A 23092-nucleotide genomic window follows, 5' to 3' on the forward strand; every position below is an offset into this window, starting at 1 on the left:
CCCAAAACTGTGGGACAGCAGTGCGCCGAAGCGGGTTTTTTCAACAGTACTGAAAATCAGTCGTTGTTAGTCGAACCAATCTTATGGATCGACAGGTCAGCACCGTTGAACTCTTCTTCTTCGCTCAGGCGAATACCCGATACAGCCTTCACCAGACCGTAAACGATAAAACCACCAATCAGAGCGACTGCGATACCAGCAACAGTACCAATCAGCTGTGACATCAGGCTGACGCCACCAAGGCCGCCCATTGCTTCTGTGCCGAAGATACCGCAGGCAATGCCGCCCCACGCGCCACACAGGCCGTGCAGAGGCCATACACCAAGTACGTCATCGAATTTAGGGAACTTGTTCTGAGCCAGAGTGAATACCCACACAAACAGCGCACCAGCAACACCACCGACCAGCAGAGCACCTATGGGATGCAGAACGTCTGAACCCGCACACACAGCAACCAGACCTGCCAGAGGACCGTTGTGGATAAAGCCCGGGTCATTGCGACCAACGATCATTGCAACAACAACACCGCCAACCATCGCCATCAGGCTGTTCACAGCGACCAGGCCCGAAATACCGTCAAGTGTTTGTGCAGACATCACGTTGAAACCGAACCAGCCAACAGTCAGGATCCATGCACCCATAGCCAACCAAGGAATGTTTGAAGGAGCAAATGCGGTGACTTTACCGTCACGGTAACGGCCACGACGAGCGCCCAGCAGGAAGACAGCTGCAAAGGCAATCCAGCCACCAACACCGTGCACAACGACTGAGCCTGCGAAATCGTGGAAGCCAGCACCGTACGTTTCTTCTAACCATGCTTGCAGGCTGAAACCAAAAACGGCATTCCCGTTCCAGATGATGCCTTCAAAAAATGGATATACGAATGCAACCGTCAGGGCAGAAGCAATCAGAATTGGGTAAAACTTCGCACGCTCAGCAATACCACCAGAAATAATGGCTGGAATTGCCGCCGCAAAGGTCAGCAGGAAGAAGAACTTCACCAGCTCATAGCCATTGTTTTCAGTCAGCTCCGCAGCACTGGCGAAGAAATCCATGCCGTAGGCTACCTGATAACCGATGAAGAAATAGGCAATGGTTGAGATACCGAAATCAGTAATGATTTTTACCAGAGCATTTACCTGGTTCTTATGACGTACTGTACCGACCTCTAGAAATGCGAAGCCCGCGTGCATCGCCAGTACCATGATGGCACCCAGCAGAATAAACATTGTGTTCGCGCTGTACATAAGAGTTTCGACAGCGGAGTTGATACCTGTGATATCCACGAGTTGTCCTCTGATAGTTCGTTAAATGTGTATTTGGCGCGGCGCACTCTAGCGGTGCCCTTTGCGCAACATCAGGGCAAAAGCCCATTAGAATCCTTCGATAGGGGAACGTTTAAGCAGAAGGCGTGCCACTTTGTCCACTTTGCGACAATCGAGCAATAGAAAACGCACAACTATAGAGCTGACGTGCGCTAGCGTGATGCAGGAATTCGTACGCGAAAAGAATGATCAACCAAACCCACCCCAATATGGCACCAACATCTAACACAGAAAATGTGATTGCACTTCAATAGTGCATTCAATCTGCAGGCCACATCCCATCCATCATCATTGGATAGGCCACGGGCCTAAAATCAGTAAACTCGATGTCTCTGACTATCTCAAAATCACTCCAGAGCATCCGTGCTCCCTTCAACCACTGGGTCGAAGCAACGCGTTTATGAATCATCTGGAGTTCTTCAGACGTGGCTGGCCGTGCCGGGCCAGCTTTGCCGTAGAGCCGGACTCCGGGTTCCGAGGCAAAACGTCCTGTTAGCAGCGACTTAAGCCAGAACCAGCGCCCCACATTTACTGCCGACACGCAGACGCTTGGGTTCGAGTCTATGTTCTCACCCAATGACACTGCGTAGTGATCGAAGAAGAACCCTGTCTGATCATCACGGAGGAATACCGTGCCGACAGGGGTAATATGCGGAGTACCGTCAGGACAGACCGTCGCAATAGAGCAGTGCACTGCTGAGGTCTGCGACTGCTCTAACGTGCGTTTGATTTGTGGCCAGTTCGATTTTAATGACATGCTTTAACCCTCCCTGGTTAAGCTAAACTTAAAGTTTAATTGCCGTGCGAAATTTCAAAACACACATGAATATTCTGGCGACGTTCGAAGTCCTTAGGGATCGACTTGCCAGTCACATCCCGGATGCTGAACTCTGACAGGGCTTCACGGTCGAGGCTGAACTTACGCAGGTTGTTAGAGAAGATCAGTGTTCCGCCCGGTGCCAGCCGGTCCATCGCCATGCGGATCAGGTCAACGTGGTCACGCTGAATATCGAGTACGCCTTCCATACGCTTCGAGTTTGAAAAAGTCGGCGGGTCCATAAAGATAAGATCGTACTCGCCGGTGTCGTCTTTCAGCCACTGCAGGCAGTCGGCCTGAATAAAACTGTGCCCGTCCGGGTTCAGATCATTAGCACGGAAATTATCACGCCCCCAGTTGAGGTAAGTCCGCGACATGTCCACACTGGTCGTCTTTGCCCCGGCTACCGCGGCATGCAGCGACGCGGTCGCCGTATAGCAGAACAGGTTAAGGAAACGCTTACCGCCCGCCTGTTTCGCGATATGCAGACGTGTCGGCCGGTGATCAAGGAACAAGCCTGTATCGAGATAGTCACGAAGATTCACCAGCACATTCACCTGCCCTTCGCGGACGCTCATGGTGCGCTTTTCATCGCTCTGCTTTTCGTACTGACGTTTACCACTCTGACGTTCACGACGCTTAAGAACAATCTGCTCCGCAGGTACGCCAGTGACTTCAGGTAAGGCTGCCAGAACATCCAGCAGACGTTTCTCGGCGACCTGAGGGTCAATCGATTTAGGCGGCACGTATTCCTGAACGTGGAGCCAGTCTTCGTAGCGATCGACCGCCACCGCGTATTCCGGAATATCCGCATCGTAAATGCGGTAACAATGAACGTTCTCGCGGTTTGCCCACTTACCGAGGTTCTTCATGTTCTTCTTCAAACGATTGGCAAACGCCTCTACCGGGCCACGAATGGCCGTTGGCTGCGGTCGAGAGGAACGTTCATCAGCGGCGCCGAAGACCAACAGCTTGGTTTCGATTTTGCCGTTCATAAACTTATATTGTTTATCAAGAGGACGACGGATAGCGCGGGCCAGGTCCGTATTGCCGGTAAAGATAGCAACACGCCACTCAGGTAATTTCATCGTGGCATCATGCAGTTGCTGATACAGAGGCGCCAGCTGAGGTAGTTCGCTCAGGCGCTCACCATAAGGCGGGTTAGAAATCACCATACCGCCCTGCTGTATCACCTCTTTCTGCACGCGCAGATCGTTAATATCGCGGCGCTCCAGATGCACCTTGCCAGCCAGACCTGAACGCTCCAGGTTCTTGTTTGCCGCATTCAGCTGCTCAGAATCAATATCAAAGCCATACAGACGGTTCTTCATAGCATTGATGCCATCGGTACGACGCTGGCGCGCTTCATCAACCAGCTTCATCCAGAGCTTACGCTCATGACTCTTCCAGCGATCGAAACCCCAACCCTGTCGGTTAAGCCCTGGTGCAACATCTGCGGCCATGAGCCCGGCTTCAATCAGCAAGGTGCCGGAGCCACACATAGGATCAACGAGGGTCTTGCCCTCTTTTGCCAACTCAGGCCAACCCGCACGGATCAGCAGGGCCGCGGCCAGGTTTTCTTTCAGCGGTGCTTTACCCGGCTGCAGGCGATAGCCCCGACGGTGGAGGCTGTCCCCGGAGACATTCAGAAACAGCGACAGACGCCCTTTGCGCAACTGGGCTTCGATACGGATATCACCCGACTTATCGACCGATGGACGCACGCCCGTCTGCTCACGGAAGACATCGACCACCGCATCTTTGATGCGCTGCGCACCAAACTGAGTGTTGTTGATAAAACGACTGCTGCCGTGAAAATCGATACGGAACGTGGCTTCAACAGGAAATAAAGAGGGCCAGTCGACCGTCTTCGCCATTTTGAACATTTCATCGGCGCTTTCTACCTGACATTCCAGTAATGGAAGCAGCAATCGGCTGGCGAGACGTGACCATAAACACACCCGGTACGCCGCTTCAAGATCACCGTGCCAATAGACGCCAATGTGGCTTTCTTTATCAACACTTCCGCCTAAGTGTCTGATTTCATCGGCCAGCAGTGCCTCGGTGCCTTTTGCACAGACAGCCAGCCAATTGGTATTTGGATCGTTATATTCTACGTCACTCATACATTCATACACTCAGGGTAATAGCGAAAAGGCGCTAAAACCTTATCACTTAGAAGAAATAATTCATTAACATTCACCGTGTTGTCACGGTACAACTATACGTGGTCCGCCGATTTTTCTGTGGCTAACCGATGTTTTAATAACAGCGAGGAAGCAACTCTATGAAAAGACAGAAACGCGACATGCAGGAAAGAGCCTTTGCACGTGGCTACCGGGCAGGCGTAGAACGCCGCTCCAAAGATCTGGCCCCAGCAGGCCCAACACACGACGACTGGATGGCTGGTTGGCGATCCGGACGCGAAGACAACTGGGATGGTTATACCGGCGTTTCTGGTATTCATCGAATGGCGGTGTAATTACCCGCCACTGAAGAATTTTACTCCACTCCTGACGAGTTTCGTCAGACTCACGCCTCCCCCACCCGGGGAGCTTGGCCCGGCTTTGCCGGGCTTTTTATCTGCTGTTATTTAATCAGTGTCGATCAGGCTTTACTGAGAGAGCGTACACACTCACCGATCAGCTCTGGACCACGATAAATAAAGCCAGAGTAAACCTGCACCAGAGATGCGCCTGCACGTACTTTATCAACCGCGTCTTCACCTTCAAGAATACCGCCAACGCCGATCACCGGCAGACGATCGCCCAGCACACCACACAGGCGCTCAATGGTCATGGTTGAAAGATCGGTCACCGGCGCGCCGGATAAACCACCAGCCTCAGCGCCATGCTTAGAACCTTCAACGCCTTCACGAGACAAGGTGGTGTTGGTCGCAATGACGCCGTCGATTTCACAATCGAGAAGCGTCTGCGCCACAGTATCAATTTCTGCGTCTTCCATATCGGGCGCAATCTTCACGAAGATTGGCTTGTAGCCATGCTCTTTTGCCAGCTCGGCCTGACGCGCTTTCAGCGGCATCAGCAGGTCACGTAGTGCATCGCCGTACTGCAAGGTGCGCAGCCCTGGTGTATTCGGTGAAGAGATATTGACCGTGATATACGTGGCGTACTGATAGACCTTCTCAAGGCAGATCAGGTAATCGGACGTCGCATCTTCAACAGCGGTGTCAAAGTTCTTGCCGATGTTGATGCCCAGCACACCTTTAAACTTCGCTTTCTTTACTTGCTCAACGAGGTGATCAACACCTTTATTGTTGAAGCCCATGCGGTTGATGATGGCGCGCTCTTCCGGCAAACGGAACAGACGCGGCTTTGGGTTACCAGGCTGTGGACGCGGTGTGATAGTACCGATCTCAATGAAACCAAAACCCAGGCGCGCAAAAGCATCAATGTAATCGCCATTTTTATCCAGCCCCGCCGCCAGTCCGACCGGATTCGGAAAGGTAATTCCAGCTACGGTTACTGGCTGATCTGGCACCTTCTTAGCCAGTAAACCCAGTACACCAAGCTTCTCAGCTCTGCCCAGCATCTTCAGCCCCAGATCATGGGATGTTTCTCCATCCATCATAAACAGGAACTGTCGGGCAAGGCTGTACCAACTCATAGCTATCTCTCAATACATCAGGGTGATAATAGATTTGCGCGCATTATAGGGACTAATGCGGCCGCTGTAGATCCCTCTCGGCTAAAAAGTCAGCCGACGCGCTCAATTCCCTCGAATTTGCCTTGCTGGTTGAACAGAATCGCAAAGCGTCCGCGCACACCATCACGGGTGACAACGCGCTGCAGCACGCCTGCCGGAAAGCGTACCTTCCTGCCATCGGTTGAATACGCCAGTACCGTCCGGGCATCGCCCTGATAGTAGCGGAGATACTCATCGCTGCTGATATTCAGGTCGACAACGATTCGTTGCATCATGGTGCGACTCCCTGCCGATCGCCCGCAACCGCGCGTTGTTCACGCTTCACATCCTGCCGGATACGCCATTTTTCCAGCCACTCCCGAACGCCTTTTATCCAGGAAATACGGCTTTCGGTCATAAGTTCAGGGTGACGCTGAGTCAGAATAACCTCGGGCTGAAGATAATCCGGTAGCACCGCAAGACCGTGTTGGTTAAAAAGCACAGGCGACAGTTCGCCATAACGCTGCCACGGCAACAGCGTTGGATTACACACAGGCCCGGTATTAAGTACCTTCTCGAGCAGGCCGAGTGTACGCATCATCGAGCAGTTAACACTCTCATTCCAGGCCGGATCAATGTACTCACGCCAGTCGAATTTTGCCGCAACGACCCACTTTTCATCCTCACAAGTAACATAAGGTGGAAGTGCCCGCTCTGACAGTGGGTCCGGGTACTCCGACAGAATACGATTCCAGAACCTGAGGCCGTTAAAATTAGCGACCAGATCAGCAAACGAATACACCCCTGTGGTTTCAGCACCAAAATAGACTGACTCAGTCCACTCCCCAAATAGGAAGGCGTGCTTCAACGGCAGAGCCATCCTCTCCGTTTCGCGAAAGTAGCTGTAACCTTCGGTGAAGAAGTGCCCAAACTTATCGGTACCAACAAAGTGCTCGCCGACACGAACGACGGACGCCACCCGCTCAGACAGAACGAGGGTCGGAGAATGCGGCCAGGTGAAGTCGCGATAGATAGAATCCGGAAGAGTGATGCGAATACGATCGAGATCAGGGTGCTGTTCAGCAAATGACTCGACCTGCCCCACGATTGGCCGGGCCAACAGCACCCGGAAAGAGTCGTACAGACGATCCACATCACAACGAGACCGTTTGGGAACGCGCTGAACTTTACGGGGTTTCAGGTGTGGAGCATTGCGGTTAGCTCGTACCAGAGCACGATCAATCCGCTGCGCAACCTCTGCATTTAGAAGCGATCGGCTATCGGCCATGTCCACGGCAGGCAATTGGCTGAAATGATCAACCTCTGCTGCTTTCGCAATAAAAGGTAGAAGTGTCGACAGCAGAAAAGGGAGAACTAGTAGTCTGATCAAAACCTGAATACACGCCGGTGAAAACCGCAGTTTTACACCGGCGCAGGCATCAGATCAAATCTCAGGCGTGGCGGCTCGCTTGCGCAAGGTCCAGAAGCTCTCTCAGAGCGACCGCAATCATCGGGAAGCTGGTCTGCTCGATACTTTTGAGATCTTCAAGCATACGCCCCCAGCGCTCAACCAGGATGTCCTGCTCTTTCTCCCAGTGCTCAATCGCCAGTTCGAGATCTGTTTCGTCAGAGTGTCCTTTAAGGATACCGACGGTTAAGGACCGCTGCTGCCAATCAAGGTCATCACGGAAACTTTCACGTGCCATCGCTTCCCAATGGTTACTGGTGGGCAGATCATTAATCTGACGCAAGAACCAGTTAAGCGACAGGTGATCGCCCACACCGAAGTAGGCCTGAGTAACACGTTCGACCGGGCAATCCGATTGAGCCGCCGCTTCGATAATACCCAGCGAAGAATAAAGTTCTCCTGCACCGGCAGTAAACGCCGCTAACGTCTTTGGTACACCCTGCTCCTGTCGTTTATCAAACTCCTTCTGCCAGCGCTTGAGTGCGTCACCCTTAAGAGTCGAACTCAGATTATGAGCTATGTGTTGAACTGCCGTGCCGAAGCGTTCAACTTCACTGGCAATATCGACCGCTACACGACGATTACGCAGGAACCAGCGAGTGGCACGTCGCACCAGACGCATCAGCTCCGCCATCATATTTTCCTGCACTTCCGTCGAGACCTTGTAGTCCAGCGCACTTATCTCCCGCCAGTGTTCATGTAGCGAGAAGGTATCACGTGCTGTCACGTACGCACGCGCAATATCAGTAATCGAAGCACCAGTGGAGTCACCCAGACGGTTCACGAATGTGATCCCCATGTGGTTAATCATGTCATTCGCTAACTGAGTCGCGATGATTTCTTTACGTAGCCGATGGTTATTAATGGCTTCAGAAAACTTCTTATTCAGCGCCTCAGGGAAAGCCGTCGACAGAATCTTCGAAATATATTCATCAGACGTAATCTTCGACGCATTCAAGCGCTCTTTCATATCCGCTTTAGTATATGAAATCAGCACAGCCAGCTCTGGTTTCGTCAGGCCCGTATTATCATTGCGGCGATCCTGTAACTCTTCTTCATCCGGTAAGAATTCGAGTGAGCGATTGAGCTTGCCCTGCTGCTCGTAGTCCTTCATCAGACGAATATATTCATCGAGACGTTCGCGGCAGTCACGATAGGCTAGTGCAATCGCCTGTGTCTGATGGTAGTTGTTATTTAATACCAGATCCGCGACAGGATCGGTCTGCTCAAGGAAAACCTGATTGCGCTGTTTACGAGTGAGATCACCATTATCCATGATCTCATTGAGCATAATCTTAATGTTTACTTCGTGGTCAGAGCAGTCTACACCACCTGCGTTATCGATAAAGTCCGTGTACGACGCACCGCCATTCAGCCCAAACTCGATACGACCTAGCTGAGTTACACCGAGGTTCCCTCCTTCGCCTATAACTTTGGCACGGACATCTCTACCGTTAATTCTGAGTGTATCATTGGCCTTATCACCGACATCGGAATCAAGCTCAGACGATGCTTTGATATAGGTTCCGATACCACCGTTCCAGATCAGATCGACTTCAGCTTTCAGCGCCGCTTTAATCAACTCATTCGGTGCCAGCTTGCTCTCTTTGATACCGAAACGTTTCTTCATTTCAGGCGTAATGTCGATACTCTTTGCTGAACGTAAAAATATACCGCCGCCCTTGGATATCAGAGACTTATCATAGTCCTCCCAGCTGGATCGCGGCAGCTCAAACAGTCTTTTTCGTTCTTTGAAGCTAGAGGCTGAATCTGGTTCAGGGTCGATAAATATATGCATGTGGTTAAATGCCGCGACCAGCTGAATGTGCTCGGACAGCAACATGCCATTACCGAACACATCACCGGCCATGTCACCGATGCCGACCACAGTGAAATCATCCGTCTGAACATTCACGCCGCGTTCACGGAAGTGACGCTGCACGGACACCCAGGCACCGCGTGCTGTAATGCCCATTTTCTTGTGGTCGTAACCCACCGAGCCACCGGAAGCAAAACCATCTCCCATCCAGAAACCGCGGTTGACTGCAATTTCATTGGCAATGTCTGAGAAAGTTGCTGTGCCCTTATCGGCTGCAACAACAAGATATGGATCAGGCTCGTCGTGACGAACCACTGACTCAGGTGGAACAATCTCACCTTCAATCAAATTATCAGTGACATCCAGGAGCGCACTAATGAACGTCTGATAACAAGCCACACCTTCAGCTATAAAAGCATCGCGTCCACCGTCAGTCGGTGGACACTTCGACACAAAGCCACCCTTAGCACCGACAGGGACAATGACCGCGTTTTTCACCTGCTGTGCTTTCACCAGGCCCAGCACTTCCGTGCGGAAGTCATCGACGCGGTCAGACCAGCGCAAACCACCACGGGCGACTTTTCCGCCTCGTAGATGCACACCTTCGATACGGGGAGAATAAACAAATATCTCAAACATGGGGCGCGGCAGAGGAATATCGGTGATCTCTGACGGCTTAATTTTGAATGAAAGATAGCTCTTTGTTTTTCCATCAGCATCTGGCTGGAAGTAGTTGGTACGCAGCGTGGCCTTGATCAGCTCTATATAGCGACGGATAGCTCGGTCTTCATTAAGCTGATCTACACCGTCAAGCGCTTCATGAATCTTACCTTCAACCTCAGCGACGGCTTTATTACGATCATCAGCAGACTGATCATTAAGGCCAAAACGTGCATGAAAAAGATTAACGATCTGAGCACTGATCGGAATATAACGGCTCAATGTGTCAGCAATGTAGTTCTCAGAAATACCGAAGCGAATCTGCTTCATATAGCGTGCGTAGGCTCTGAGCAGTGCGATGTCTTTCCAACCCAGCTTAGCACCCAGCACCAACCGGTTAAATGAGTCGTTCTCAGCCCGGCCATCCCAGATGGCACGGAATGCTTCCTGAAATACCTGTTTCACCTCGGCAATATTGATGCTGTCAGACAGGGTATATTTCAGTGAGAAATTATGAATCCAGACACGACGGCCATCACTGCAGACGATCTCATAAGGATGCTCACCCATCACCCGCAGACCGAAGTTTTCGAGCACAGGAATAATGTCAGACAGCGGTAGAATGCTATCCGGGTTAAACAGCTTGAACCTGAGTTCATTCTGGCCTCCCTCCAGCTCCCGATAGAAGGACATACCGAGTTCACCTGCAGAGGCAGACTTTAAGGTATCCATATACTGAATATCAGCTACGGCAGTGCGGGCAGAAAAGTCCTCGCGGTAGCCCGCCGGAAAGGCAGACCGATATTCGTGATAAAGAACATTACCGCGCTCTTCGCCGACCTGTTCCACCAGCGCAATATGCAGATCATCAGTCCAGGAGCGGACCACCTGACGAATCTTATTGGCGACAATATTTTCGTCATAACTCAGCTCTTTTTCTGGATTCAGGCGAACAATAAAATGGGTCCGGGCCAGAACAGATTCTGAAAAATAAGTGTTGAACTCTATGTCTAGTGGACTGAATTCCTGAGCCAGAATATCTTCCATTTTCTGACGTAGCTCTGTGTTATAAACATCACGCGGTGTGTATGCGATGCACGACAAAAACTTACTGTAGGTATCCTTGCGCAGGTACACTCTCGTCTGGCGTCGTTCCTGAATATTCAGAACACTATTGGCTGTCTTATAAAGTTGATCAACATCGGATTGGAATAATTCGTCGCGGGGATACACTTCGAGGATACGATCGAGCTCTTTCGCGCTATGGCTCGAACGCTCAAAACCCGACTTCTCACGAATCGCTGTCAGTTTACGGCGGATAATCGGAATATTGTTCGGGGTTTCGATATAAACAATCGAAGTAAACAGACCCATAAACCGCATACCACCGACGACGTTTCCATGTTTATCGAATCGCTTTACAACGACATAATCGGGATAGGCAGGACGATGTATACGGCTGCGGTTACCGGACTTCATAAAGTTGATCAATGAAGGACCGGTAATGAACTCGCGGATTTCGGGTTCGAGTTCTTTCAACTGAACACGCGAACGCGTAGTGTCTATATTGCGGAAAATCCCAAGGTCGTGATCAGGATCTCGATCTACAATTTTACCGGATTTCGCATCACTGACGGTAAACTCATCATATGCCAGAAAGGTAAAGTGATTAGATGCCATCCAGTCAACGAACTCAGCGGCCTCAGTACAGGCTTCCTTGTCATTGACTGTGCAGGCATCACGCAGCTCCTGAGCTGTACTCTTTGCCTTTCCGAGCATTTCAGGAAAGTCGCGGACGCAGCGCTGAACTTCACTAAGCACATCTTCAATTTCCTGAGCCAGATCCGTCATCAACTGCTCATCAGAATGATGATCTACTTCGATATAAATAATGGCTTCAGGCGTTTTTCCTTTTCCTGGTTTCTGCCACTGACCCGTCGCCTTGAACTGGCCGCTCTCGTCACGCCCTGCATGTAATACACAGTAATGAATGGCGTGCAGCGACATCTGACGGGCATTGAGCTGCATTCGTACAGAATCTACCAGAAACGGCATGTCGTCGAAAACGATCTCGATCACCGTATGAAGTGACTGCCATCCATGATTTTCATGGTCTGGATTAAATACACGCACCTTCGGCTCACCGGCAGATCTATGCTGAATAAACTGCCAGCAGGACAAAGTCGCCCCGTACAGATCCTCTACTGACCGGCCGAGCACCTCATCTGAGGGTGCACCAGAGTAGTAAAGATCTGCGAATCGCGTTAACTGAGACGCGAGGGAAGACTCATTCCGTTCATTGATCAGAGCGTGTAAAGGTGTAAGCATTGCAGTCACTCGCCACAAGGTTCCAGTAATAGTTATGTCTAAAGCTTAGACTATCTGTCAGCTTTGCCACTTGAGCGTACGCAAGGATTGTTTACGCTACTTTACGGACATGCAGATAACTTTATTAACAAGGCGTGATCAGAGCGTTGACCGCCACAGCGGAATCTCTAAAATCCTTGTCACTCTGGAAAAACAGAGGCCAACACACCGATAAGAATCAGGACTGGATTCAGATGAGCTTACAGAACGGGTTCCAACAACTCCGTGATAATTTACAGAAAACCATCATTGGTCAGCCTCAATTGGTAGAGCGACTGCTCCTGACACTATTAGCGGATGGGCACTTATTGGTTGAAGGCGCACCTGGCCTTGCAAAAACCAAAGCCATTAACGCGCTGGCAGACCGAATGGAAGGTGAATTCAAGCGTGTTCAGTTTACGCCCGATCTCCTGCCGGGAGACATCACAGGTACTGAAATTTACCGCCCTGAAACGCAGAGCTTTGATTTTCAGGCCGGGCCAATCTTCCATAACCTGATTCTCGCCGACGAAATTAACCGGGCACCGGCGAAGGTTCAGAGCGCTCTTCTTGAAGCCATGGCTGAACGTCAGGTAACCGTCGGCGGTGTTACTCGTGAGTTGCCTGACGTATTTATGGTCATGGCCACTCAGAACCCAATTGAGCAGGAGGGGACCTATCCTCTCCCTGAAGCTCAGCTGGACCGCTTCCTGATGCACGTAAAAATTGATTACCCCGATGCCAGCGCAGAGCAGTCGATTCTGCGCTTGGCCCGTGGCGAAGCGCTGGCTCACAAAGACTACGATGGCAGTAAACTGACCGAGAAACACCTGATTGCTGCTCGCAGCCAGGTACTGCAGATGCACATGAGCGAAGCCGTCGAAGAATATCTGGTGCAACTTATCATCGCGACGCGTGAACCCGGTAAATACGGCGATGATCTCGCACGCTGGGTCGAGTTTGGCGCCAGCCCCCGTGGTACCATTGCGCTTGATCGCTGCGCCCGCGCGTATGCCTGGCTTGAAGGGCGTGATTACGTCAGCCCCGATGACGTACGTGCCGTAGCGCACGATGTGCTGCGTCATCGTATTCTGCTCAGTTTCGAGGCCGAAGCCAGTGGCCTGACCACAGATACTGTCATCAACGAACTGCTGTCGCGGGTACCAGTAGCCTGATGATCCGCCGCGAGTTTTCTGATGGAACAGTGATCAACCCCGCTCGCCTTGCGGGTCTGAGGGTACTGGCCAACCTTCTGCCACTGCACCGGCAGAAGAAAATCCTGAACGAGCAATCGGGCACTCATGCCTCTCGTCTGCGTGGCCGGGGCATCGATTTTGCGGAAGTTCGGGGATACCAACCCGGTGACGACATCCGCTCAATGGACTGGCGTGTCACTGCACGTACCGGTGAACCTCATATCAAGGTATTCCGCGAAGAACGAGAACGCCCTGTACTGCTGGTCACTGACCTGCGCAGTTCCATGAACTTCGGTACCCGGCGTGCACTCAAGCGAGTGGTGGCAGCTGATATTTCAGCCCTGCTGGCTTGGGCAGCTGCCATGCAGGGAGACCGCGTTGGCGGCCTGATATTCAACGATACCAACGAATTCGATCTGCGCCCGCACACCGGCCGGAAAACATTGATGGCCTACCTGCATCGTTTGGCTGAAATGCCCGTCACAGAAGCCGCAGCCGCTCAACCGCGCATGCTTGATATCTGCCGTCACCTGGCCCGCGTTGCACGCCCGGGATCAGCGGTTTATATCGTCTCCGACTGGCAGGGCTTTGATAAAGAGTGTGAGCGAGCCTTGTATAGCGTCTCCCGGCACTGTGACCTGATTGCTATACGCGTCATTGATCCACTGGAAATTCAGAAGCCTGCGGGCGACTACGTTCTGACCGACGGCCGACAACGCTCGCGACTGAGCATCAGCAGCCGGGACAGCGCCCAGCAGCTCACTGCCTGGCAGGAACGTACTAACCAACTGAAGCACTCGCTGCTGCACCTGCAGGCACCATTAATTGATGTTCAGACCCACGAGGACCCTCTCGATTGTCTGCGTCAGGGGATGGGCTTCACCGCAGATCTGTCCGGAGTCACAGTATGAACCCGGGTGCCCTGCCGTTAGAAGACATCATTGAACCCGCCGCCATTGGATTATTTCCGTTGGCCTGGGGGTGGTGGGCCAGTGCAGCCGTCGCGGTTGCTGTCGTTACCGCAATGACATGGCTATTTATTCGCTGGCACCGACATCGTGCGATGCTCACGCTCACGTTGCCGCTGCTCGATCAGGCAAAAAATGATTACGCTGAGAACGAAGACTCAACACGGTATTGTCAGAGCCTGAACAAAACACTGAAGCGTTACCTGAAGGCCTGTGACGAAAACAGCCAACTATCGCTCAGCGGAGAGGAATGGACGGCCTACCTGAACCGCATCAACTCCAAAGCGACACTATCCAGTAAGACAATCAATGCACTTGCTCACGGCTCATATCGACGTGAGCCTGACCTGGCTGTTGAGTTAATCGACAGTGAGCTGCGTCAGTGGTTAAAAAGAACAACGCCAGAACGAGTGCGTAAAGCCGTCTCGAATACTGGCAGGAAGGCGCCCCATGTTTGAATTTCAGTTCCCATGGGCATTTTTACTGCTGGTGCTGCCATTCATTGCGCGCTACCTGCTACCGGCCAGAGTTCAGGAAGACGCTGCCCTTAAAGTGCCAGACCTGAGCGACTGGAACAGCACATCAGGCAGTACACCAGACAACACTGCGAGTGGTATGCGCTGGGTTGTGCCAGCGTTAGCCTGGCTGGCCCTGGTGTTTGCGCTGGCCCGCCCTGTCTGGCTCGGAGAACCAATTCGCCTGCCCGCTGAAGGTCGTGATCTTATGCTCGCGGTCGATATCTCAGGCAGTATGGATACCGCCGATATGGAGTTGAATAATCGCCCGGTGAATCGCCTCGAAATTGTTAAACACGTGCTGAACGATTTTATTAATCAGCGCGAAGGCGATCGCCTGGGATTGATTCTGTTTGGCTCGAACGCCTATCTGCAAGCACCACTGACGTTCGACCGTGAAACCGTGCGTACCTTTATGAATGAAGCCGCACTCGGACTTGCCGGGAAACAAACCGCGATAGGTGATGCCATTACCCTCGCCGCCAAGCGTATGCGCGAAAATCCGTCAGACAGCCAGGTGATTGTTCTGCTGACCGATGGAGAAAACACGGCCGGCAAAGTAGACCCCGTCAGAGCCGCAGAACTGGCTTCTGAGCTGGGCATTAAAATTTACACCATTGGTCTGGGCGCTGAGAGCATGCAAGTCCCAAGCTTCTTCGGCAGTCGTACAATCAACCCATCACGTGAATTAAACGAAGGCGAGCTGCAAAGTATCGCCGACCTGACTTCGGCACGGTTTTTCCGCGCTCGTAATACTGAAGAGCTGAGCCAGATTTACGACTTAATTGATGAGCTGGAACCGACCGAGCGGGAGAATAAAACTTACCGACCTGAGTCCGGACTGTTTCAGTGGCCGCTGCTTGCTGCCCTGTTGCTTGGCTGGGTTCAGCTAGTGCTTGTACGACGAGGTCTGTCATGAGTGAGTTTCTGAATAACATTCACTTTATGCGCCCTATCTGGCTGATCCTCCTTATTCCGGCTGTCGTTATGACCGTCTGGCTGGCACAGCGGACGCTGCGCAAAGGTCGCTGGGATCAGTTGATTGATCCCGCACTGCAAGCACACATGCTCGACCGCACACCGGGTAAATCGTCCATGCTCGGCGTGATTGCCATATTCATTGCCTCAGCCATCGCCATCGTCGCCATATCCGGCCCAAGCTGGCAGCGCAAAGCGGTGCCTGTGATCAGTAACCCGGATGCTTTGGTGCTACTGATTGATATGTCGCTTTCAATGAACGCAACCGATGTCGCGCCTGATCGCGCCACCCGGGCAATTCGTAAAGCCACCGACATCGTCCGCGGCCGTGAAGATGGCATCACTGCTGTCATCGCCTACTCAGGAGAAGCCCACACGGTCGTGCCCTTTACTGATGACAAAGCAACCGTTGAGCACCTGCTGACATCACTGTCTCCCGAGATCATGCCGAAACTCGGTAGCCGACCAGATAAAGCTCTGACTCAGGCTCAAACGCTAATGACGGATGCCGGTGTCAATGAAGCCTCCGCTCTGCTGATTACTGACGGTATCCAGAACAAAGACGTCGAGCGCATTGCTCTCGCTCTGGGTGACTCGATTGACCTTAGCCTGATTGCCGTCGGCACGGCTGAAGGGGCCCCCGTCCCTATTGGCGACCAAGGGTTCCTAAAAAAAGGGGATGGCACCATCGTCCTGCCAAAGCTGGATACCGCGCCGATGCAGGCACTGTATGAGGCTACAGGCAGCCGCTGGCGGGCCATGAGTTATAATGACAGTGACTGGCGCAGCCTCACCAACAGTCTTCCCGGGAGTAACGACGCCAACGCACAGGAAACAACATTCGAAACCTGGCAGGATGCCGGCTACTGGCTCACCTTTTTGCTGATCCCCATCGCCATTGCAGGCTTTCGCCGGGGTGTACTGTTCAGCCTTGTTTTAATCCTGCCACTGCTCCCCGAAACGGCGAGCGCGAACGCCTGGAAAACGGACAACCAGCAAGCCGCTGAACTTATGGAGAGCGACCCGGCCCGAGCTGCTGAGCTGTTCAATAACCCTGAGTGGAAAGGCACAGCGCACTACCGCGCCGGAAATTACGAAGCTGCAGAAGAGGCCTTTACGCAAAGTGATTCTGCACAAGCGAAATACAACCTGGGCAATGCCCGCGCTCAACAAGGCAAGCTGGAACAGGCGGCTGAAGCCTATCGTGATGCACTGAAAGCAGATCCTGACCTGACGCAAGCGCAGAAAAATCTCGACCTTGTCGAAGAAGCAATGAAGCAGCAGGAGCAATCGTCGTCTGACTCTGAGGGTGATTCTGAAAATTCTGACAAGAATTCTCAGAACGACCAGCAACAGGACAGCTCGCAAAATAATGGTGAGAACAGCTCACAGGGCAATTCATCAGAGTCGCAGAATTCAGACCAGAATCAGAACAACAGTAGTCAGAATAACAATAGTCAGAACAACAGCAATTCCTCGGAAAATTCAGACGGTTCTTCAGGTCAGAACTCAGATAACCAGAATTCAGACTCTGAAGAGGACTCTGAACAGGAGTCAGCTGATGATGCCTATGCTGACAACATGGCTGAAAAAATGGCAGAGAAAAAGGCCGAAGAACAAGCCCAGAAGCAGGCTGAAGAAAAAGCCGGAAAGCAAGAACAGCAGCAAGCAGGAAAAGCCCAACAGCCTGAGACCGGAAAATCCGGAGATCGCGGTCTGGAAGACCAGCAGGAATCACAGAACGGCGATGAAGGTCAGGCCCAGAAACAAACGGTCGCAGAGCAACAGAGCAATGAAGAGAATGGAGAGTTCAGCCACCTGTCCCGCGAGCAGCAAGCGGCGATGGAGTCTGTACTCAACGAGGTCGAAGATAACCCGGGTCTGCTGATGCAACGGAAGTTTTTATATCAGTACCGCCAGAATGCAGATCAGACGGAAGAGGATGTTTTATGGTAATCCGCTGGATTATTACCGCAGCGCTATTAATAACCAGCCAGCTGGTACTCGCGGCTGAATTTATCTCAAGCGTTGATCGCAAACAGATTGGCCGCTCAGACCCGGTGACTCTGCAACTGCAGCATGTCGACAGCCAGGGTGGCTTTCTGAATCTGTTATCGACCGACATGCCAGACCTGTCGCCACTGGAGCGCGACTGGAATGTCGTCGGCCGCCCACGCATCAGCAAAGAAAGTTCAAACGTTAATGGCAAAAGTACCTCAACCACTCGCTGGGAAGTTGAATTGTTGCCCCGCCGGGCGGGTGAAGTACTGATTCCGGCCTTATCATACAAAGGCGAATACAGTGATCCTATTCGAATCAATGTCGAAGACACTGCGACGACAGAACCCGAAAAGTCGGAGCATTTTTTCTTCGAAGTAGAAGTCAGCAGCGGCACTCACTACGTACAGGAACAGCTACTTTATATTGAGCGCATGTACTACACAGTGAATCACGACGACGCATCTCTGTCGGAATTTGAAGTCGCTAACGCCCGCGTTCAACCTCTCATGGACCCGAAGAAACACATTACCGTGGTTGATGGTCAGCGTATCGGTGTTTACGAACGCCGCTACGCTATTTTCCCTGAATCTTCAGGCACATTAGTAATACCGGGGCAGCGCTTCACAGCGCGTGTTACCGACCGCTATAACCGCTTCCGTGGCTCGGCCGAAACCATCGTCAGCAAACCCATCGAGTTAACCATTAATCCGATTCCTGACAGTTATCCGCAAGCGCCATGGATTCCGGCCAGCCGCTTTGTTCTGGAAGAAACATTCAGTACGCCTCCGACCGAGTGGCAGGCAGGCGAACCAGTGACCCGTACTTTTACTATCAAAGCGACCGGGCTGAATTCTGGCCAGGTTCCCCCCGTCCCGATGGCAGACGTAGAGGGTTTGCGTTACTACCCGGATCAGACTCAGGACAACAGCTCTATTTCAGAACAAGGCATTGTGACCACGATTACTCAAAGCGTCGCCCTGGTTCCGGGAGTTGCAGGTGAGCTTATTCTGCCCGAAGTACGTATTCCATGGTGGAATACACTGGAAAACCGTGTTGAATACGCGACCTTGCCCGAGCACGTAATCACGGTCACTCCAGCAGCGACTGCGCCGCCCTCTTCTCAAACTTCACCCGGCATTTCTGAGCCCCCTGTCGAACCAGTCGCTGGCGAACTACCCGCTGATTCAGGGATCTGGAAACTTGCACTGGGTGCCTCTGTCGTTATGAATGGTCTGCTATTAGCAGTGGTTGCCTGGCTGATGCTGCGCCAACCTTCGAGTAGTGCAGCATCTGCAGTTCCGGATCATCAGGCTCGTAAAGAAGCCGCCGATAAAAAACAAAAAGAAGACGAGCACTACTACTGGCGAGAGCTTAAAAAGTCTGCCCGCGAGAACAATGCTCAGGCCATCCGTGAAAACATTATTCATTGGGCTTCAGCGGCATCAGGACGCCCGATGACCTCGCTTGCTCAGGCTGAGGTCTGGTTGAGTGATGTCAGGTTAAGCGCAGCTCTGGCTGAGCTGGATGCGACTCTTTACAGCGCCGATAAAAACAGCGCTTTTAATGGAAGTAGTATTACGCTGTTAATCGAAAGAGCGATGAAAGCAAACAAATCGCAGGAAAATCAGGAATCCCTTCCCGAACTCTACTGAGCATTATCAGGCTTTGCTCAGTTTCATATGCTCGGTTTTCATGAGCGCGCTGAGCAGTCTTATTGACTGTTCAGCTCGTCCAGTAAGGCTTTAAACCCTGCCTCATCGTACACCGTCACTTCTAGTTTCTGCGCTTTAGCGAGTTTCGAGCCCGCTTTATCACCTGCAACCAGAAAGTCGGTTTTTGCCGATACGCTGCCCGTGACTTTAGCTCCCAGAGCCTCGAGAGCCGCCTTGGCGTCGTCACGTGTCATGTCCGACAGTGTGCCGGTAATGACCGCGGTTTTACCACTCAGAGGCGCGTCTTCAGCACTGCTGACGGGTTCTTTTTCTTCCCAGTGAATACCGGCTTTCTGTAACTGCTCGATTACCGTGCGGTTGTGCTCTTCAGCAAAGAAATTAACGATATGTGCAGCCACGATATCGCCAATGTCGTCAACCGCCACCAGCTGCTCATGCGTGGCAGACATAATACGCTCAAGGAAACCAAAATAACCGGCAAGATTGTTGGCCGTAACCACGCCAACCTCACGGATGCCGAGAGAATAAATAAAGCGAGCAAGCGTCGTGTGCTTCGATTTCTCAAGAGCGTTCAATACGTTCTGCGCGCTTTTTTCAGCCATACGCTCAAGCCCGGCTATCTCTTCGACGGACAGATGAAACAGATCATCAAGAGTGTCAATCAAGCCCGCTTCGACCATCTGCTCAATCAGCTTATCGCCCAGGCCTTCAACGTCCATCGCCTTGCGTGAAGCAAAGTGTTTAATCGCCTCTTTACGCTGAGCAGAACACACCAGCCCGCCGGTACAGCGAGCGACAGCCTCACCCTCTACTTTCTCCACATGTGACTCACAGACCGGACAAGCATCCGGCATCTGAATATCAGTCACAGTATCGGAACGACGTTCTTCAACAACAGAAACGACTTGAGGAATCACATCCCCTGCACGTCGGATAATAACGGTGTCACCAATTTTTACACCCAACCGGGCAATTTCATCCATATTATGGAGCGTTGCATTACTGACCGTTACGCCGGCCACATGCACAGGTTTTAAACGCGCTACAGGGGTTAAGGCACCGGTACGACCAACCTGAAAATCAACGCCCAATAATTCCGTTAATTCTTCTACCGCCGGAAATTTATAAGCAATCGCCCAACGCGGTGCTCTGGCGACAAAACCAAGCTGCTGCTGTAATGCCAGAGAGTTTACCTTGAAGACAGTTCCGTCTATTTCGTATCCCAGGCCCAGGCGCTTTTCACCAAGGCCAGCAAAAAATTTTTCAGCCTCTTCACGACCAGTTACAACTCGCATTTCTTCGTTAATGCGCAGCCCCCACTTCTGGATCTGTTCGAGCGTCGCGCTGTGAGTTTCTGGCAGCGTATATTCCTCACTGACCACTCCAAGACTGTACGCACAGAATTCCAGCGGACGCTTCGCCGTGATACTGGAATCCAGTTGTCGCAGCGAGCCCGCTGCCGCGTTTCTCGGGTTAGCGAATATTTTCTCACCCTGCTCCCGCGCACGTTCGTTGTAGGCTTCAAAGCCTCCCTTGGGCATATAGACTTCGCCGCGAATCTCAATGCGCTCGGGCACATCATCACCGATTAAACGCAGGGGAAGATTTTTAATCGTGCGAACGTTCTGGGTGACATCTTCACCTGTTTCGCCGTCGCCACGCGTCGCTGCACGCTCCAGTAAACCATCGATATACAACAGGCTGATCGCCAGACCATCCAGCTTTGGCTCACAGGCATACTCGATGTCTTCACTGCTCTTCAGGCGATCACGAACGCGCTGATCGAACGCCGCAAACTCCTCTGCATTCATGGCGTTGTCCAATGACAGCATAGGCCGCTCGTGCTGAACTTCAGTGAAACCTGATAGAGGTGCTCCACCGACCCGCTGAGTGGGCGAGTCAGAGGTGATTAGCTCAGGATGCTCACTTTCCAGCGCCTGTAGCTCACGCATCAGGCGATCATATTCAGCATCAGGGAGCGACGGCTCGTCGAGCACGTAATAGAGGTAATTATGGTGATTTATCTGGTCGCGTAATTCCTGAATTTTATCTTCAGGTGCGGAAGAAGAAGAGGCGCCGGATGAAGGCGCCTCTGAAAACATATCTTGCTGGCTCATACTCGTTTTTTCGCAGCCAGCCGTTGCTGGCGTTCATATTCCAATATCTGCTGACGCTCATGTTCCATCGTCTGAGTCGTCATCGCACTGTGTGACTCGTCGAGCACATCAGCATTGAGGTTACGGGAAACCACCATCGCCATTTCAGACATCGCTTCGTACGCTTCCAGAGGGCGTTTGGCCCCCGGCAGGCTCATGAAGAAACTCAGCCCCATAAAGCTCTGATCTGCCATATGCGAAGGATCAAACGTACCCGGATTACGTACCTGTGCAACCGAGAACTGAATGCGCCCCTGTCCATCGGCTTCTTCAAAACGGTGGAAAATATCTTTCTCGCCATAGCGCAGGTCACAGCTGTTGAACAGGAACAGCAGATCACTGCCGTTAAAACCGCCTTCTTCGCGAGCGATGGTATGTATCACCAGTACCAGTTCCGGGTCAGGTCGGTTGGCCAATACCTCTGCATTCGCACCGGCATAATTGACCGGCTGCGAGATAACCGGCTCTTCCGGCATGCTCTCGACTTCCTGATCAAGGTGCGGATCTTCAATATGTTCCGGGTCTTCGACTTCTGAGGTCTGGTAGGTCTCATTGGTATCCTGCGAAGAACCGACAGGAGATGACGCTTCAGTTTGTTCCTGAGTCTGTGAATCCTGATACGCGTCAGACATCACATCCTCTGTGGTCGGCGCACGATCAGTTTTAGCTACAGGCTCCGTTTGTAATTCCGGAGAAACGACGCGCGCTGGAGAGACGATACCTTCTTCGAAACTACGCTCATCTCCCAGTTCCTCAACGTCCAGCAGCACCGGCACCTTTTCATTCAGGTCGACAGGCTTAACCGTCGGGATAATATCCGCTCTCGGTGGGGTCGTTTGCGCTGCTGGTTCTGAATGTACTGTTGGCTGTGTCGATAAGCCCGATGGCTCAGGAGAAGCCTCAAAAGCAGACTTGTGAGAAGCCTCCTGAAGCGGGCTTTCGTCGTCACTGTCAGAAATTGCACTGCCGATTTTCAGATCGTCTGCGGCTGAAACGTCATTCTCATCATGGTTACCAAACGACGGCTCGCGGCGCTCCGCTGCCTGCAGGACTGCATCCGGAGTTGCGGCATCCGCTTTTTCCGATGAATAACCGGGCTGAAAGTGACCGTCGCCTGCTGGTGATTTCTCAGAAGCAGGCGCCTTTGCAGAGGCACTGACTACACGAACAGTACCCGGTAACTCGGGGTTGTAATCTTCATCATCCAACTCATCCATGCCCGGCTGAATGTCCAGCCGTAATGCTTCAGCACGAGCCCGCTTCATGCGGCGGAATCCATCGACCATGATAGCGGCAATAGCCAACAGGCCTATCAGGATCAATACTGTGCGCCAGCTCCACTCCATACGTTCCTCAATAATTCTTTCTGTGTTCTAACAAATGTTGTCTGTCGATGTCTCAGACAGGCCGCTGTACTGGCCTGTGTGGGGTATTACACCACGAGCAGCCATAAAGGCAAACTACCCTTTTGAGTTTCATCGCAGGTCTGTTTAATTTGTACTCAGAGCACAGAAAGGATCGTCGG

General features: G+C 52.2%; 16 protein-coding genes. 7 read left to right on the forward strand and 9 right to left on the reverse strand.

From position 1 onward, the window contains the following. Positions 1-56 precede the first annotated feature (56 nt). The 3 genes from B3007_RS13200 to rlmKL form a co-directional block, all read right to left on the reverse strand. Complete coding sequence (locus tag B3007_RS13200; protein ID WP_297530617.1) at positions 57-1280, reverse strand: ammonium transporter; 1224 nt, start codon at positions 1278-1280, stop codon at positions 57-59. 304 nt (positions 1281-1584) lie between these two features. Continuing rightward, positions 1585-2082 (reverse strand): pyridoxamine 5'-phosphate oxidase family protein, encoded by a 498-nt coding sequence (locus tag B3007_RS13205; protein WP_068437816.1) that lies wholly within the window; start codon positions 2080-2082, stop codon positions 1585-1587. Positions 2083-2117: 35 nt separating this feature from the next. After that, complete coding sequence (rlmKL, locus tag B3007_RS13210) at positions 2118-4268, reverse strand: bifunctional 23S rRNA (guanine(2069)-N(7))-methyltransferase RlmK/23S rRNA (guanine(2445)-N(2))-methyltransferase RlmL (protein WP_068437819.1); 2151 nt, start codon at positions 4266-4268, stop codon at positions 2118-2120. Between the two features lie 161 nt (positions 4269-4429). Between rlmKL and rmf the strand changes: the two genes are divergently transcribed. Next, the gene (gene rmf / locus B3007_RS13215) at positions 4430-4624 is read left to right on the forward strand and encodes a ribosome modulation factor (protein ID WP_068437823.1); all 195 of its coding nucleotides are present in this window, start codon (positions 4430-4432) and stop codon (positions 4622-4624) included. A 125-nt stretch (positions 4625-4749) separates the two neighbouring features. Here the strand turns inward: rmf and B3007_RS13220 are convergent, their stop codons facing one another. From B3007_RS13220 to B3007_RS13235, 4 genes are all read right to left on the reverse strand, one after another. Beyond that, positions 4750-5769, reverse strand: a complete 1020-nt coding sequence (locus tag B3007_RS13220) for a quinone-dependent dihydroorotate dehydrogenase (protein WP_068437826.1) — start codon at positions 5767-5769, stop codon at positions 4750-4752. A gap of 89 nt (positions 5770-5858) precedes the next feature. Then, positions 5859-6083: a DUF2835 domain-containing protein gene (locus B3007_RS13225; protein WP_273089132.1), complete on the reverse strand. Its 225-nt coding sequence runs from the start codon at positions 6081-6083 to the stop codon at positions 5859-5861. Continuing rightward, positions 6080-7177, reverse strand: a complete 1098-nt coding sequence (locus tag B3007_RS13230) for a hypothetical protein (RefSeq protein ID WP_301378871.1) — start codon at positions 7175-7177, stop codon at positions 6080-6082. The genes B3007_RS13225 and B3007_RS13230 overlap by 4 nt, the downstream gene beginning before the upstream one ends. A 61-nt stretch (positions 7178-7238) precedes the next feature. Then, positions 7239-12062 (reverse strand): NAD-glutamate dehydrogenase, encoded by a 4824-nt coding sequence (locus B3007_RS13235; RefSeq protein ID WP_301378869.1) that lies wholly within the window; start codon positions 12060-12062, stop codon positions 7239-7241. A gap of 233 nt (positions 12063-12295) precedes the next feature. Between B3007_RS13235 and B3007_RS13240 the strand changes: the two genes are divergently transcribed. The 6 genes from B3007_RS13240 to B3007_RS13265 are packed head-to-tail and all read left to right on the forward strand — an operon-like array spanning position 12296 to position 19390. After that, on the forward strand, positions 12296-13255 hold the full coding sequence (locus B3007_RS13240; RefSeq protein ID WP_297530580.1) for an AAA family ATPase: 960 nt from the start codon (positions 12296-12298) through the stop codon (positions 13253-13255). Further along, the gene (locus B3007_RS13245) at positions 13255-14187 is read left to right on the forward strand and encodes a DUF58 domain-containing protein (RefSeq protein ID WP_301378867.1); all 933 of its coding nucleotides are present in this window, start codon (positions 13255-13257) and stop codon (positions 14185-14187) included. Before B3007_RS13240 ends, B3007_RS13245 begins: the two co-directional genes overlap by 1 nt. Beyond that, positions 14184-14702 (forward strand): DUF4381 domain-containing protein, encoded by a 519-nt coding sequence (locus tag B3007_RS13250; RefSeq protein WP_068442852.1) that lies wholly within the window; start codon positions 14184-14186, stop codon positions 14700-14702. The genes B3007_RS13245 and B3007_RS13250 overlap by 4 nt, the downstream gene beginning before the upstream one ends. Continuing rightward, the gene (locus B3007_RS13255; RefSeq protein WP_068443619.1) at positions 14695-15678 is read left to right on the forward strand and encodes a vWA domain-containing protein; all 984 of its coding nucleotides are present in this window, start codon (positions 14695-14697) and stop codon (positions 15676-15678) included. The genes B3007_RS13250 and B3007_RS13255 overlap by 8 nt, the downstream gene beginning before the upstream one ends. Further along, positions 15675-17693, forward strand: coding sequence for a vWA domain-containing protein (locus B3007_RS13260; RefSeq protein ID WP_068443621.1), 2019 nt, complete (start codon positions 15675-15677; stop codon positions 17691-17693). Before B3007_RS13255 ends, B3007_RS13260 begins: the two co-directional genes overlap by 4 nt. Then, positions 17687-19390: a BatD family protein gene (locus B3007_RS13265; protein WP_068440300.1), complete on the forward strand. Its 1704-nt coding sequence runs from the start codon at positions 17687-17689 to the stop codon at positions 19388-19390. The genes B3007_RS13260 and B3007_RS13265 overlap by 7 nt, the downstream gene beginning before the upstream one ends. 59 nt (positions 19391-19449) lie before the next feature. On the opposite strand, the gene ligA is transcribed toward B3007_RS13265, so the two are convergent. Both ligA and zipA read right to left on the reverse strand, forming a co-directional pair. Further along, positions 19450-21528 (reverse strand): NAD-dependent DNA ligase LigA, encoded by a 2079-nt coding sequence (gene ligA / locus B3007_RS13270; RefSeq protein WP_301378861.1) that lies wholly within the window; start codon positions 21526-21528, stop codon positions 19450-19452. Then, the gene (gene zipA, locus B3007_RS13275) at positions 21525-22913 is read right to left on the reverse strand and encodes a cell division protein ZipA (protein WP_301378859.1); all 1389 of its coding nucleotides are present in this window, start codon (positions 22911-22913) and stop codon (positions 21525-21527) included. The genes ligA and zipA overlap by 4 nt, the downstream gene beginning before the upstream one ends. Between the last annotated feature and the right edge of the window lie 179 nt (positions 22914-23092).

Origin of the sequence: Thalassolituus sp. UBA675 (genome assembly GCF_002297765.1) — a bacterium.
Taxonomy (GTDB): Bacteria; Pseudomonadota; Gammaproteobacteria; order Pseudomonadales; family Oceanobacteraceae; genus Thalassolituus.